The organism is Streptomyces sp. NPDC033136 (assembly GCF_055578235.1).
In genome coordinates, this window is the sequence record NZ_JBVIPD010000002.1 from 480459 (window position 1) to 494405 (window position 13947).

The 13947-nt window shown below is 71.6% G+C and carries 11 protein-coding genes and 1 pseudogene; 10 read left to right on the forward strand and 2 right to left on the reverse strand.

Annotated features, from left to right (window positions below):
• Positions 1–91 precede the first annotated feature (91 nt).
• Positions 92–404 (forward strand): annotated as a pseudogene (locus ACZ5TL_RS05345) (IS200/IS605 family accessory protein TnpB-related protein); the annotation flags it as partial.
• A gap of 9 nt (positions 405–413) precedes the next feature.
• Here the strand turns inward: ACZ5TL_RS05345 and ACZ5TL_RS05350 are convergent.
• Entirely contained in the window at positions 414–1313 is a 900-nt protein-coding gene (locus ACZ5TL_RS05350; protein WP_468588021.1) for a lysylphosphatidylglycerol synthase transmembrane domain-containing protein, read from the reverse strand.
• A 300-nt stretch (positions 1314–1613) separates the two neighbouring features.
• Here ACZ5TL_RS05350 and ACZ5TL_RS05355 point away from each other — a divergent pair, with 300 nt between their 5' ends.
• From ACZ5TL_RS05355 to ACZ5TL_RS05370, 4 genes are all read left to right on the forward strand, one after another.
• A complete protein-coding gene (locus tag ACZ5TL_RS05355) occupies positions 1614–3497 on the forward strand; it encodes an ABC transporter ATP-binding protein (RefSeq protein ID WP_468588023.1) in 1884 nt (627 codons plus the stop codon).
• A gap of 75 nt (positions 3498–3572) precedes the next feature.
• On the forward strand, positions 3573–4076 hold the full coding sequence (locus ACZ5TL_RS05360; RefSeq protein WP_468587865.1) for a hypothetical protein: 504 nt from the start codon (positions 3573–3575) through the stop codon (positions 4074–4076).
• Positions 4077–4649: 573 nt separating this feature from the next.
• Entirely contained in the window at positions 4650–6278 is a 1629-nt protein-coding gene (locus ACZ5TL_RS05365; RefSeq protein WP_468588025.1) for a sensor histidine kinase, read from the forward strand.
• Positions 6275–6976 (forward strand): response regulator, encoded by a 702-nt coding sequence (locus ACZ5TL_RS05370; protein WP_468587867.1) that lies wholly within the window; start codon positions 6275–6277, stop codon positions 6974–6976. Before ACZ5TL_RS05365 ends, ACZ5TL_RS05370 begins: the two co-directional genes overlap by 4 nt.
• A 95-nt stretch (positions 6977–7071) precedes the next feature.
• Here the strand turns inward: ACZ5TL_RS05370 and ACZ5TL_RS05375 are convergent, their stop codons facing one another.
• Positions 7072–8019, reverse strand: coding sequence for a methionyl-tRNA formyltransferase (locus tag ACZ5TL_RS05375; protein ID WP_468587869.1), 948 nt, complete (start codon positions 8017–8019; stop codon positions 7072–7074).
• 247 nt (positions 8020–8266) lie between these two features.
• On the opposite strand from ACZ5TL_RS05375, the gene ACZ5TL_RS05380 reads away from it, so the two are divergent.
• The 5 genes from ACZ5TL_RS05380 (at position 8267) to ACZ5TL_RS05400 (ending at position 13945) form a co-directional block, all read left to right on the forward strand.
• Entirely contained in the window at positions 8267–9622 is a 1356-nt protein-coding gene (locus ACZ5TL_RS05380) for a lysine N(6)-hydroxylase/L-ornithine N(5)-oxygenase family protein (RefSeq protein WP_468587871.1), read from the forward strand.
• Positions 9623–9772: 150 nt separating this feature from the next.
• Positions 9773–10834, forward strand: a complete 1062-nt coding sequence (locus ACZ5TL_RS05385) for a FecCD family ABC transporter permease (RefSeq protein WP_468587873.1) — start codon at positions 9773–9775, stop codon at positions 10832–10834.
• Positions 10831–11892 carry a FecCD family ABC transporter permease gene (locus tag ACZ5TL_RS05390; protein WP_468587875.1) on the forward strand — a complete coding sequence of 354 codons (1062 nt, stop codon included), beginning with the start codon at positions 10831–10833 and terminating at the stop codon, positions 11890–11892. Before ACZ5TL_RS05385 ends, ACZ5TL_RS05390 begins: the two co-directional genes overlap by 4 nt.
• A gap of 39 nt (positions 11893–11931) precedes the next feature.
• Positions 11932–12798 carry an ABC transporter ATP-binding protein gene (locus tag ACZ5TL_RS05395; protein ID WP_468587877.1) on the forward strand — a complete coding sequence of 289 codons (867 nt, stop codon included), beginning with the start codon at positions 11932–11934 and terminating at the stop codon, positions 12796–12798.
• Positions 12799–12886: 88 nt separating this feature from the next.
• Entirely contained in the window at positions 12887–13945 is a 1059-nt protein-coding gene (locus tag ACZ5TL_RS05400) for an iron-siderophore ABC transporter substrate-binding protein (protein WP_468587879.1), read from the forward strand.
• Positions 13946–13947: the final 2 nt, after the last annotated feature.

The window sequence follows — 13947 nt, forward strand, 5'->3', positions numbered from 1 at the left end:
TTCCGCCCGGCACGCCGAGAGCACGCACCGAACGCCGCTCCTTCTTCCACGGAGATCCATCAGAAGCCCCCTAATCCAGCAGCCGCCGGCCACTCCCACCCGCAAGACCACGCGCCATGACGCGGCAGTCGTGGCGATCGGACGGCGCGCCCTTGGGCATCCCGATCCGGCGACGGACGGCACCGCTCCGTAACGACAAGAGCGATCGTTACGGGCATCGGACCGTCCAGGCCGGACCGCAGTCCCGAGGGAGTGAGGGGCCCCGCCCCCGCACTCCCCGGCCCACGCACCAGATGCGTGCCGCCCGGACGCGGAGCGAAAGCGGAGACCAGCGTGCCCAGCACCGTTCGGAGCACGCGGCTGAGCATGAGCCCTGGCAGCAGGACTCACTCCCGCTCAGTCTTCGGGAAGGGTCAGATGATCTTCAGCCGCACCAGCGCCGCCAGCGTCAGCGCACCCGGTACCAGCGGCAGCCAGACGGTGATGACCCGGAAGGCCAGGACCACGGCCGTGGCGACCGCGGCCGGGCCGCCCGCCGCCACCAGTGCCACGACCAGTGCCGCCTCCACCGAGCCGATCCCGCCCGGCGTGGGCACCAGCGCCACGGCGACCGTCGCCGCCAGGTAGGCCACCGCCATGTGCGCGGCCGGCACGTCAAGGCCCAGCGACTGCCCCACCAGCACCAGCACGGACGCCTGCAGCGCGGGGAAGGCGAAGGACCCACCCCACAGGGCCAGGGCCCGGGCGGGGCGGGTGTGCACCGAGCGTGCCTCACCGAGTGCGGTGCGCAGGAAGGACACCAGGGCCGAGCGCAGCCGCCGGACCAGGGCGAGTACGACCACCGCGATCACGAGTACGGCTCCGGCTCCGGCCAGCAGCGGGCCGAACGCCGTCTCCGGGACGAGCGTGCCGAGCCGCAGCGCGCCGGGGAACGCGATGAGCAGGGCACCGAGCAGGGCCACCCGGCCGACGCTCTCCGCCAGCAGGTACAGCGCGAGGGCGGCCGAGGAGCGGGCGAGCGGAAGCCCGCACACGGTCATGAACCGCAGATTGACCGCGCTCGCGCCCAGCCCGGTCGGCAGCAGGTGGTTGGCCGCGCCCGCCGCGAACTGCGTGGCCAGCAGCCGCCGTCGAGGCAGCCGTTCGACGACCGCGCCCTGCCGGGTGCAGGCGGCGGCGACCCAGGTCAGACAGGTCGCGCCGGCCGCGGCCAGCAGCCACGGCCACTGGGCGGTGCCCAGATGCGCGAAGCCCTCGGCCAGCACCGTCCGGTGCCGCACCGCCACCACGGTGACGAGCAGCAGCGGGAGCAGGCACAGGAGCTGCCGCAGGCGGCGGACCGGGACGCGACGGGGGAGTCGTCCCGGGCGGAGTTCGGGGAGGTGTGCCACTGTCACATCCGCGGAGGCTTCCCCTGCCGCGTCAACAGCGGGTTGCGGGAGCGGGACCTGCGGATTGCGCGCGGGGAGCGGCTGTGTGGGTAGCGTCATCGGAGCCTTTGCGCGGAGGGACGAGGGAGAGGGGGATCGTGCCGATTGTGCGGGATGTCGCGGGTGTTGTGCGAGCTCCTTGACCTCAAGATTGCTTGAGGTTCTACGGTGCCTCCCATGAGCATGGAGACCACAGCGTGGACGCAGCTGCACAGCGTCATGAACGCCGAGCAGGAGCGCCGCCCCTTCGCCCTGACAACCCTGCGCCGCATCGGCGCCTTCGCCCGCCCGCACCGGCGACGCATCGTCCTCTTCGTCCTGCTCGGCGTCGGAACCGCCCTGCTCGCCGTGGCGACGCCCGTACTGGCCGGGCGGGTCGTGGACACGATCGTCTCGGCCGGTGACGAGGGCACCGTCGTCCGGCTGGCCCTGCTCATCGCGCTGATCGCGGTGGCGGAGGCGGCACTCGGCATCCTCGGCCGCAGGCTCTCGGCGACGCTCGGCGAACACCTCATCCTCGACCTGCGCACGGCCGTCTTCGACCATGTGCAGCGCATGCCGGTCGCGTTCTTCACACGCACTCGTACGGGCGCCCTCGTCTCCCGTCTCAACAACGACGTGATCGGCGCCCAGCGCGCGTTCAGCAACACCCTCTCCGGCGTGGTCAGCAACGTCGTCACCCTCGTCCTCACCCTCGCCGTGATGCTCACACTGTCCTGGCAGATCACCCTGCTCGCGCTGGTGCTGCTGCCGGTGTTCGTGATCCCCGCCCGGCGCATGGGCAGCCGCATGGCCCGCATGCAGCGGGAGGCGGCGATGCTGAACGCGGCGATGGGCACCCGCATGACCGAGCGGTTCTCCGCGCCCGGCGCCACCCTGATCAAGCTGTTCGGGCGGCCCGGGGACGAGTCGCGGGAGTTCGCCGACCGTGCCCGCCGGGTCGCGGACATCGGCATCCGCACGGCCACGGCCCAGGCGGCTTTCATCACCGCCCTCACCCTCGTCTCCGCGCTGGCGCTGGCCCTGGTCTACGGCCTCGGCGGCTACCTCGCCCTGCGCGGCACCCTGGAACCGGGCGCGGTCGTGTCGCTGGCGCTGCTCCTGACCCGGCTGTACGCGCCGTTGACCGCGCTGGCCGGGGCCCGGGTCGAGGTGATGAGCGCCCTGGTGAGCTTCGAGCGGGTCTTCGAGGTACTCGACCTCAGGCCGCTCATCGAGGAGAAGCCGGACGCCCGCCCGGTGCCCGACGGTCCCGTGGCGGTCGAGTTCGAGAAGGTCCGCTTCGGCTACCCCGCCGCCGACAGGGTCTCCCTGGCCTCCCTGGAGGAGGTCGCGTCCCTGGACAAGCGGGGCGGGGACGAGGTCCTGCACGGCCTCTCCTTCCGCGCCGAACCCGGGCAGACCGTGGCGCTCGTCGGTTCCTCCGGCGCGGGCAAGTCGACCGTCGCCCAACTGCTGCCGCGCCTGTACGACACCGACGAGGGAGCCGTACGCATCGGAGGCGTCGACGTCCGCGACCTCACGGCCGGGTCCCTGCGGGAGACCCTCGGCATGGTCACCCAGGACGGGCACCTCTTCCACGACACCGTCCGCGCCAACCTCCTGCTGGCCCGCCCCGGGGCCACGGAGGACGACCTGTGGGACGCCCTGCGCCGGGCCCGCCTCGACGACCTCGTCCGGTCGCTGCCCGACGGCCTCGACACCGTGGTCGGCGAGCGCGGCTACCGTCTCTCCGGCGGCGAACGCCAGCGCATGACCATCGCGCGGCTGCTGCTGGCCCGCCAGCGCGTCGTCATCCTCGACGAGGCCACCGCCCACCTCGACAACACCTCCGAGGCCGCCGTCCAGGAGGCCCTCACCGAAGCCCTCGAAGGCCGCACCGCCATCGTGATCGCCCACCGGCTGTCCACGGTCCGGGCGGCCGACCAGATCCTGGTCGTCGAGGCCGGCCGGATCGTGGAACGGGGCACCCACGAGGAACTGCTCGCGGCCGGGACGCGGTACGCGGAGCTGTACCGCACGCAGTTCGACGGGCCCCGGGGCGCCGCGGTGGAGGAGGCCGCGTAGGGGTGAACGCCTCTCCGGATGTGTCCGTACCTACCTCGAGTACTCCTGCCGACAGCCCGCACCCGGAGAGGCGACGTGTCCCAGCAGCAACCGCACGTACGATCCGACCGCCGGACCCCGTCCCGCGTCCGACGGCTCCGCGCCGTCGCGGCGGCCGGGGCTCTGGCCCTGCTCTTGCTCGGCACGGCCTGCGGCGGTGGTGGCGAGGGCGAGCCGGGCGACGGCGGCAAGGCGGCGAAGAGCGCGTCCGCCGCTCCGGCCGCCGGGGTCGTCGCGCCGGCGAAGGTGGAGGTGATCGCCGGCCTGACCGGCTGCGAGGTGAAGATCCGCACCGAGGCGGACGAGCTGCGCGAGGGCGTGTGCCGCACCGGGAAGGGCGACTACCTCATCACCACCTTCCCCGAGGAGAAGCTGAAGGAGACCTGGCTGGAGTCGGCCGGCGTGTACGGGGGCAGGTACCTCGTCGGCATGCGCTGGGTGGTCAGCGCCAAGCCGGAGATACTGGAACCGCTCCGCGCGAAACTCGGCGGCACCATTCAGGACCTGCGGGGCATCGGTCCGCGCGCGAACACCTCCTGACCTCGCTCCGGGCCGAGACGCCGGACGAGGCTGGTGACCCCCTTTCACCCTTCGGGACGACGGTCGGGCCGGCCTCCTCCGCCGGGCGGGCCACAGGAACGGTCTCGGCGACGGTGACCCACGACCCGGCCGCGTGAGCGGCGCCACCGATCCGAGGCCCGGCCGCGGGGCGTGATCACCGTTGCCTGCCTGCCTGCCTGCCTGCCTGCCTCGTCGACGAGACGCTGCGGTCCCACCGTCCCGCCGGCGTCCGGCAGGGCGAACACCCGCAGGTGGGGGGCCATGGTCCGCGCCGTAACCCGGGCCGTGACGGCGCGGCCACCGCCGGGTGTGCCCGGCCCCCTGAGCCGCAGGCCGTGCGGGGGTGCGGGGGTGCGGGGGTGCGGGGACTCTGCCCGCCACGCTCCGCACGCGCGGACCACCCGCCGCGTCAGGACGGCGAAGGTACCGGCGAGAGCGCGTGACGGGCCCGTCACTACACATCTCTTTCGATTTCCGCTGGTGGACGTCATGATTGTGCGACTCGGCACATGAGCCGCTCCCCTTGTGTCGGCAGAAAAGATTGAGTTCGTCGTGGTCGCCACCTTCCGTCGCCACTCGCTCGCGGGCGAGATGCTGGTGCTCCAGCTCGCCATCGTCGTGGTGGTGCTGCTGGCGGTCGCCGCCGTCTCCCTCGCCCAGTCGCAGGCCACCTTCAACCGCGTCGAGGGGCGCCGGGTGAGCGCGCTCGCCGAACGGCTGGCCGCCAACTCGCTCGTGCGCAGCCAGCTGGTGCGTCCCGCGCCCGCGGAGGCGCTCGCCCCGCTGGTGCTCTCCACCCAGGCGCAGTCCGGGGTGACGTCGGTGACGGTGGCCGACGCCGCCGGGCGGATCGTCAGCTCCACCAATCCCACGGTCGTCGGGGAGCGGATGTGGCTGGGTCCGGGTATCGCCCAGGGGCGGGGCTGGTCGGGGCAGGTGACCGTGAACGGCGACCGTCAGCTGGCCGCCCAGGTGCCCGTCCTCGGGGCGGCCGAGGAGAACCTCGGCACGATCCTCGGCACGGTGATGATCGGCGAGGCCGATCCGACGGTGTGGCAGCGGCTCAGCGGCGCCTCCTCCTATCTGCTCGCCTATCTCGGCATCGCCAGCGGGCTCGGAGTGGCCGGCTCCTGGCTGCTCGCGCGGCGGGTCAAACGGCAGACCCTTGGACTGGAGCCGGGCGAGATCGCCGGGCTCGCCGAACACCGGGAGGCGATGCTGTACGGGATCGCCGAGGGCGTCGTCGCCCTGGACCCGCAGCACCGGCTCACCCTCGTCAACGACATGGGGCGCCGCCTGCTCGACCTGCCCGAGGACTGCGTCGGCCAGAGCCTGGACGGCCTGGGCATCGAGGGACGGCTGCGGGACGTGCTGGCCGGCACCGCCGCCGACAAGCGGGACGAGGTCGTCGTCCGCCACGGCCGGGTCCTGGTGATGAACCGGATGACCGTCACCAAGGACGGCCGGCTCCTCGGCTCGGTCACCACCCTGCGTGACCGGACCGAACTGGCCCGGCTGGAGCGGGAGATCGGCTCCTTCCGCAGCTCCTCGGAACTGTTGCGCGCGCAGGCGCACGAGTTCGCCAACCAGCTGCACACCATCTCCGGACTGATCCAGATCGGCGAGCAGGACGAAGTCGTGCGCTACATCAGGGCGCTGAACCAGCGCCGCCAGTCCCTGGACGTCACCCTCAGCCGCCGCGTCCGCGACACAGCGGTGGCCTCGCTGCTGATGGCGAAGGCGTCCCTCGCGGCCGAACGGAAGGTCAGCCTGCGCATCTCCGACGACACCGCCCTGGAGCGGCTGGCACCGGAGGACGCCGCCGACGTGGCGACCGTCGTGGGCAACCTGGTGGACAACGCCGTCGACGCGTCCGCCGCCCGGGACGACGCCTGGGTGGAGGTGGCGCTGCGGCAGGACGCCTCCAGCGTGGAGATCGTCGTCCGCGACTCGGGACCGGGCGTGGCTCCCGAACTGGCCCGCGAGGTGTTCTCCCACGGTTTCACGACCAAGGCCGCACGGGAGGGCGAGCGCGGCATCGGGCTGGCCCTGACCAAGCTGGTCTGCGAACGGCACGGGGGAGAGATCTCGGTGGCCAACACCCCCGACGGGGCCGTGTTCACCGCACGCATGACCGTCGGCCACCTCACCGGCACGGTGGCGGAAGGAGCGGCCCCATGACCGCAGCGAGCGACAAGACGGGCACGATCGGCGTCCTCGTGGTCGACGACGACTTCATGGTGGCCCGAGTCCACCGCGCGTTCGTCGAACGCGTCGAGCCGTTCCGCGTCGTCGGCGTGGCCCACACGGGCGCGGAGGCCATCGAGGCCGTGGACGAACTGCGCCCCGACCTCGTCCTGCTCGACCTGTACCTCCCCGACCTCTTCGGCCTCGACGTCATCGCCCGGCTGCGCACTGCCGGCCACGACTGCGACGTCATGGTCATCAGCGCGGCGCAGGAGGCCGATACGGTGCGCGGCGCCGTCCGCCGCGGCGTGGTCGACTACCTCCTCAAACCCTTCGACTCCGAGGATCTGCGCCTCCGCCTGGAGCGCTACGCCGCCCAGCGGGGCCGGCTGCTCACGACCGTCGTACGCGGACAGGCCGACGTGGACCGCGTGTTCGCCGGGGCGTTCACCCCTTCACCGGCCCCCACTCTGCCCAAGGGCATGAGCGTGGAGACCGCCGGACTGGTCGAACGCGCCCTGCGCGAGGCGGACGGCACCCTCTCCGCCACCGAGTGCGCGGCCCTGACCGGCGTGTCCCGCGTGAGCGCCCGCCGCTACCTGGAGTACTTCCACGGCACGGGCAACGCGGAGGTGTCCTTGCGCTACGGCGCGGCGGGCCGGCCGGAACGCCGCTACACCTGGCGGGCCTGAGCCCCGGCCCCGAGGCCGGGCGGCCGTCGGGACGCCGGCCCGGCCCGCGCGGCGGTGATGCCGGCCGGCCCCGGGACCGTACCGGGGCCGGCACGTCAGGGGCGGCCGGTGAGGTAGCCGCCCATGGAGGTGAAGTACTCGGTGGCGGGCAACTCCCGCCCGTCCTCGGTCCGTACGCGGGTGATGGCCAGGCCGCGGTTGCGGCCCGTCCGGGCGTCGGAGCCGGCGACGATCACCACGCCGTCGCCCTCGCGGTAGAAGATGCGGCCGGGCGTGCCGCCGTAGCGGCCCTCGGACACGAAGGAGGCCAGGACGTCGAGGCGCCTGCCCCTGTGGAAGGTGTAGGCGCTCGGGTACGGCTCGGACTGGGCGCGCACCAGACGCTCCAGGTCCTCCGCCGGCCAGCTCCAGTCGATGCGGCTGTCCTCGTCGGACCGCTTGTGGAAGAAGGACGCCCGGGACCGGTCCTGCCGCGTGAACTCCGTCTGCCCGGAGGCGATCAGAGCGAGTGCGCCGATGGTGACCGGGGCGATGAGGTCGACGGTCTTGTGGAAGAGGTCCGTGGCGGTGTCCGCCGGGCCGACCGGCACCGCCTCCTGCCGGACGATGTCGCCGGCGTCGAGTTCGTCGTTCATCATGTGCGCGGTGACGCCCACTTCGGGCTCGCCGTTGATGAGCGCCCAGATCAGGGGGGAGAACCCGGCGTACTTCGGCAGCAGCGAGTCGTGCACGTTCAGTGTGCCGTGGCGCGGCAGGCCGAAGATGCGCGGCGGGATCCACGTACGCCAGTTGTTGGCCACGATGATGTCCGGATCGGCCTCCTTGAGGCGTTCGAACAGCTCGTCGTCGTCCGGGCGGTTGCGGATCAGCACGGGCACCCCGTGCTCCTCGGCGAGGTCCGCGACGGAGTCGCTCCAGATCTTCTCGTACGCGTGCTCGCTCTTGGGGTGGGTGACGACCAGCACCACGTCGTGCTCGGACTCCAGGAGGGCTTGCAGGGTGCGGTGCCCCCAGGTCTGGTAACCGAACATGACGACCCGCATGGGGTTCCTCCTCAGAGCAAGGTGTTGGCCGAGGTAAGTAAAGCAAGGCTTACCTTAGTCCGCAACGGGTGTGCGTGGAGCTCCAGTTGAGGAGGCCCTGCCCTTCGGCTGTCCGTTTTGCCCCGTCGACACCTCCTCAAGTTTAGCTTAGGCTCACCTAAGTTCCTTGGTGTGTCGCTCCGTTGGCATGCCCGGCTTTCGTTCCTTCCACACCTGACACGCGGCTGCCCCGCACGATGGGAGTGACATGTCGCAGGTTCTTCCTGGTGACGTACCACCGGTCCACGACCTCATTGGCATCGGCTTCGGACCGTCCAATGTGGCCATGGCGATCGCGCTCCGCGAGCACAACGCACGCGTCGGCAGGCAGGAGGCGGTCACCGCTCACTTCTTCGAGCAGCAGCCGCGCTTCGGCTGGCACCGCGGCATGCTCATCGACGACGCCACCATGCAGGTCAGTTTCCTCAAGGACCTGGTGACGCTGCGGAATCCGGCCAGTGAGTACAGCTTCCTCTGCTACCTGCAGAGCAAGGGCCGGCTGATCGACTTCATCAACCACAAGAACCTGTTCCCGCTGCGCGTGGAGTTCCACGACTACTTCGAGTGGGCGGCGGCCCAGGTCGACGACATGGTCTCCTACGGCCACGAGGTCGTCGGCGTCGCACCCGTGACCCGGGACGGCGTCGTGGAGTACCTGGAGGTGACCGTCCGCTCGGGCGGCGGCCTCGAAGTCCACCGCGCCCGCAACCTCGTCCTCGGCACCGGGCTGCGCCCCCTCATGCCCGAGGGCGTCGAGCGCGGCGACCGCGTCTGGCACAACTCCGAACTGCTGGCGAAAGTCGACGGGCTGGAAGGCACCTCGCCCTCCCGGTTCGTCGTCGTGGGCGCCGGCCAGAGCGCCGCCGAGAACGTCGCCTACCTGCACCGCCGCTTCCCCGAGGCCGAGGTCTGCGCCGTCTTCTCGCGCTACGGCTACAGCCCCGCGGACGACAGCAGCTTCGCCAACCGGATCTTCGACCCGCAGGCGGTCGACGAGTACTTCGCCGCGCCCGAGGACGTCAAACGCCGGCTGATGGACTACCACGGCAACACCAACTACTCCGTGGTGGACATCGACCTGATCGACGATCTCTACCGACAGTCGTACCAGGAGAAGGTCCTCGGCACCGAACGCCTGCGCTTCCTCAACGTCTCCCGGCTCACCGGCGTCAAGGAGACACCGTCGAGCGTCCGCGCGACCGTGACGTCCCTGGTCACCGGCGAGGAGACCGACCTGGACGCCGACGTCGTCGTCTTCGCCACCGGCTACAGCCCCGCCGACCCCACCGGCCTCCTCGGCGAGGTCGCCGACCGCTGCCTGCGCGACGACGAGGGCCGCGTCCGCGTCGAGCGTGACTACCGCGTCGCGACCGACCCCGGGCTGCGCTGCGGCATCTACCTGCAGGGCGGCACCGAGCACACGCACGGCATCACCTCGTCCCTGCTGTCCAACACCGCCATCAGGGTGGGCGAGATCCTCGACTCGCTCCTCGGCCGCGCCACCGAGCCCGCCGCCGGCCAGGCCCGCACGCTCGCCGACGGCACGGGCAGCACCGCCCGCTGAGCACTCCGCCGGCGGTGCCGCACCACGCGGCCGCACGGCCGCGGCACAGCCGTGGCGGGTCGCGCCCAGCGGCGGAGCCGCACCTCGGCAGGGCGCCGGCACGCACCGCTCGTCAAGTCGCCCACCACGCAAGGGATAACGTACGTCGACATGGGGACGACTGCTGTGGTTGAGCGCCCCGCGCCCAGGGGCACCTCTCAGGCCCGTCGGCGGCGGGTCCTGGGTCTGGGCACCCTCGTGGCGGTCCTCGTGGTCGCCGCGGCGCTGTCCCTGGCGGTGGGCGCACGGGCGCTCAGCCCCGGCGAGGTGTGGCAGGGGCTGTTCGGCGCCCCGGCGTCCGGCCGGCGTCTCACCGAGATCAGGCTCATCGTGGAGACCGTACGGGTGCCCCGGACGGTCCTCGGGATCGTGGCGGGCATCGCCCTGGGGGTCGGCGGTGCGCTGATCCAGGGGTACACCCGCAACCCGATCGCCGACACGGGGCTGCTGGGCGTCAACGCCGGGGCCTCGTTCGCGGTCGTGGTGGCGATCTCCGTGTTCGGGCTGGGCGACCCGTTCCAGTACGTCTGGTTCGCCTTCCTCGGGGCGGCCGTGGCGGGTGTCGTGGTCTTCGGGCTGGCCAGCATCGGGCGCGGGGCCGGCAACCCGCTGACACTCGCCCTGGCGGGACAAGGGGTCACGGTGTTCCTCGCGGCGATGACCACCGCCGTCGCGCTGTCGGACCAGGCGGCGCTGAACGCCCTGCGGTTCTGGAACGCCGGCTCCCTGGCCGGTGCCGGATTCGGCGTCATCTGGCCGGTGACCGCGTTCATCGGCCTCGGGCTGGTGCTGGCCCTGACCACCCTGCCCGCCCTCAACCTGCTCAACCTGGGCGACGACGTGGCCCGGGGACTGGGCGTGAACATCGCGCTCAGCCGGACCGTCGGCATCACCGCCATCACCCTGCTGGCCGGCGCGGCGACCGCCGCGTGCGGTCCCATCGCCTTCCTCGGGCTCATGGTCGCCCACGTCGCCCGCTACCTGACCGGGCCGGACTACCGCTGGCTGGTGCCGTACGCCGGACTGCTCGGGGCCGTCGTCCTGCTGGTCTGCGACATCGTCGGGCGACTGGTGGTCAGGCCGGGCGAGCTGGACGCGGGTGTCCTCGTGGCGCTCCTCGGCGCCCCCTTCTTCGCGGTGCTCGTGTGGCGCGGAAAGTTCAGGAAGGCATGAACGTGACCGAGGTGAAGCCGTCTCTTCCGCCGGGCGTGCGGCTCGGCCGGGTGTCGTTCGTCTGGCGGCCGTGGATCCTGTGCGTCACGCTGCTGCTGGCCGCGGCGGCCTTCCTGGTGTTCTGCGTGTCCATCGGCGTCGGCGACTTCCCCATCGGCCTGCCGCAGGTCATCCGTACGCTCCTCGGGCAGGGTGAACAGGTCGACGCGTTCGTCATCATGGACCTGCGGATGCCGCGGGCCCTGGCCGGGCTCGTCGTGGGGGTCGCGCTCGGGGTGTCGGGGGCGATCACGCAGTCCATCGCCCGCAATCCCCTGGCCAGCCCGGACGTGCTGGGCATCACCTCGGGCGCCGGCATGGTCGCGGTGTTCCTGGTGACGGTCTCGGGCGGGACCGCCGCGGCGATCACCGACTCCGTGGGCCTGCCGGCGGCGGCGCTCGCGGGCGGCCTCGGCACGGGCCTGCTGGTGTACTTCCTGGCGTGGCGGCGCGGGGTCGACGGCTTCCGGCTCGTCCTCATCGGCATCTCGGTGACCGCCGTGATGCAGGCGATCACGACCTGGCTGCTCGCCACGGCCGACATCAGGAACGTGGCCCGGGCCCAGACCTGGCTGGTCGGCTCGCTCGACGACCGCTCCTGGGGCGAGGTCTGGACCGCGTTGTGGTGCACCCTCGTCCTCCTGGCCGTCGTGTCCTGCGCGGCGTTCCAGTTCAGGCCGATGCACTTCGGCGACGACGTCGCCGCGGGCCTGGGCGTCCGGTACGCCCTGGTGCGGGGGGTCCTGCTGCTGTGCGCGGTGCTGCTGGCCGGTGCGGCGGTGAGCGCGGCGGGCCCGGTCCCGTTCGTCGCGCTGGTCGCTCCGCAGGTGGCGATGCGTCTGGCGCGCTGCCCGACACCGCCGATGGTGGCCTCGGGCCTGGTGGGCGCGCTGCTGCTGACCGGCTCCGACCTCGTCGCGCGCACGGTGCTGCCGGTCTCGCTCCCGGTCGGTGTGGTCACCGCCGCGATCGGCGGCCCCTTCCTCGTCTACCTGCTGGTGCGGGCGAACCTGCGGTAGATGTACAAGAGTCAGGTGAACCTAAGCAAGGGGGGACCCGTGGTCGCACAGTCCGTCACCGGGGCGGCGGTCGGTGACACCTCGCGGCTGGCAGCCAGAGGCGTCACGGTCGGCTACGGCGACCGGGTCGTCATCGACACGCTCGACGTGGCGATACCGCCGGGCGTGGTCACCACGATCATCGGCCCCAACGGCTGTGGGAAGTCCACCCTGTTGCGGACGCTGTCGCGGCTGCTCAAGCCGGCCCGCGGGACGGTCGTCCTGGACGGCGAGGACATCGGCAGGCTGCGGACCCGGGACGTCGCGAAGAAACTCGGCCTGCTTCCGCAGGCGCCGGTCGCGCCGGAAGGGCTGACGGTCGCCGACCTGGTCGCCAGGGGCCGTCACCCGCACCAGAGCTGGCTGCGGCAGTGGTCGTCCGACGACGCCGAGGTGGTGGAGCGCGCGCTCGCCATGACCGGGGTGTCCGACCTCGCGGAGCGCCCGGTGGACTCGCTGTCCGGCGGCCAACGGCAGCGCGTCTGGATCTCCATGACGCTGGCTCAGGGCACGGATCTGCTGCTGCTGGACGAACCCACGACCTATCTGGACCTGGCGCACGCCGTCGACGTCCTCGATCTCGTCGACGACCTGCACGAGTCGGGGTGCACCGTCGTCATGGTGCTGCACGACCTCAACCTGGCCGTGCGCTACAGCGACAACCTCGTGGTGATGCGGGAGGGTTCGATCCTGGCGCAGGGGCATCCCCGGGACGTCGTCACGGCCGGGCTGCTGCACGAGGCGTTCGGGCTGCGCGCCCACGTGATCGACGACCCGGTCGGCGACCGGCCGCTGATCGTGCCGATCGGGCGGACTCACGTCCTGCCGGGACACCTCCCCACGGACGAGAGAGACGAGTCAAAGTAAGGCTAGGCTAACCTCATTAACTCGCGATAAGGTTTGGCTGCCCTTAGGCGAGGGTGCAGCGAACTAGCGCGAAAGCAAGGGGTTTTGGATGCTCCTCCATCGAACGACGTCCAGGAAGCCATGGCGGCGACTGGCGGCGATCCTGTCCGCGGCCACCCTCGGCGTCGGCCTCCTCGCGGGATGCGGTTCCGGCTCCGACGACAAGGCGGACAGCCAGAGCGACGGCACCCAGGCCGCGGCCCCCGGCGCGTTCCCGGTCACCGTGGAGCACGCGTTCGGATCCACCAAGGTCGAGAAGGCGCCCCAGCGGGTCGTCTCCGTCGGCTACACCGACGACCAGACCGTCCTGGCGTTCGGCATCAAGCCCGTCGGCATGGTCGACCAGTACCCCAACCCCCCGGGCAAGAGCCCCGACATCAACACCCAGTGGCCCTGGGTGAAGGACAAGTGGGGCGACACCAAGCCCGAGGTCGTCATGAAGAACGGCGACTCCGGCCCCAACTACGAGAAGATCGCGGCCCTGCGCCCCGACCTGATCGTCGCGGTCTACTCCGAGATCGACCAGGCCGCCTACGACAAGCTCTCCAGGATCGCCCCGACGGTGGCCCGCACCAAGGCCGAGAAGGAACCCTTCAGCGCTCCCTGGCAGGACAACGCCCTGCACATCGCCAAGGCCCTCGGAAAGGCCGACGAGGGCGAGAAGATGGTCGACGACATCCAGGCCCGGCTGGACGCGGCGAAGAAGGCCCATCCCGAGTTCGGCAAGGAGACCGCTGTCGCCCTCTCCTGGTACAAGGACTCGGTGGCACCCTTCACCTCCACCGACGTACGCGGCCGGCTCGTCACGGGCATCGGCTTCCAGTACCAGACCGAGATCGACAAGGTCGCGGGCGGCAACTTCTACACCACCCTCTCGCCCGAGCGCGTCGACCTCGTCGACGTCGACCGCATCTTCGTGATCAACGACAAGGCCGACACCGAGGCGCTGAAGAAGTTCAAGCTGTTCGCCAACCTGGACGCCGTGAAGAAGGGCAACGTCTCCTACCTGCTGGACAGTGAGGGCCCGGCGGTCGGCGCGGCCATCTCCCAGGGCACCCTGCTGTCGATGCCGTACGCGATCGACGAGCTCGTCAAGTCGGTCGAGTAGGG

Coding starts and splice junctions, on each gene's coding strand:
- ACZ5TL_RS05355 (WP_468588023.1), top strand. CDS start 1,614: ATGGAGACCACAGCGTGGACGCAGCTGCACAGCGTCATGAACGCCGAG.
- ACZ5TL_RS05385 (WP_468587873.1), top strand. CDS start 9,773: ATGGGGACGACTGCTGTGGTTGAGCGCCCCGCGCCCAGGGGCACCTCT.
- ACZ5TL_RS05390 (WP_468587875.1), top strand. CDS start 10,831: ATGAACGTGACCGAGGTGAAGCCGTCTCTTCCGCCGGGCGTGCGGCTC.
- ACZ5TL_RS05400 (WP_468587879.1), top strand. CDS start 12,887: ATGCTCCTCCATCGAACGACGTCCAGGAAGCCATGGCGGCGACTGGCG.
- ACZ5TL_RS05375 (WP_468587869.1), bottom strand. CDS start 8,019: ATGCGGGTCGTCATGTTCGGTTACCAGACCTGGGGGCACCGCACCCTG.
- ACZ5TL_RS05380 (WP_468587871.1), top strand. CDS start 8,267: ATGTCGCAGGTTCTTCCTGGTGACGTACCACCGGTCCACGACCTCATT.
- ACZ5TL_RS05370 (WP_468587867.1), top strand. CDS start 6,275: ATGACCGCAGCGAGCGACAAGACGGGCACGATCGGCGTCCTCGTGGTC.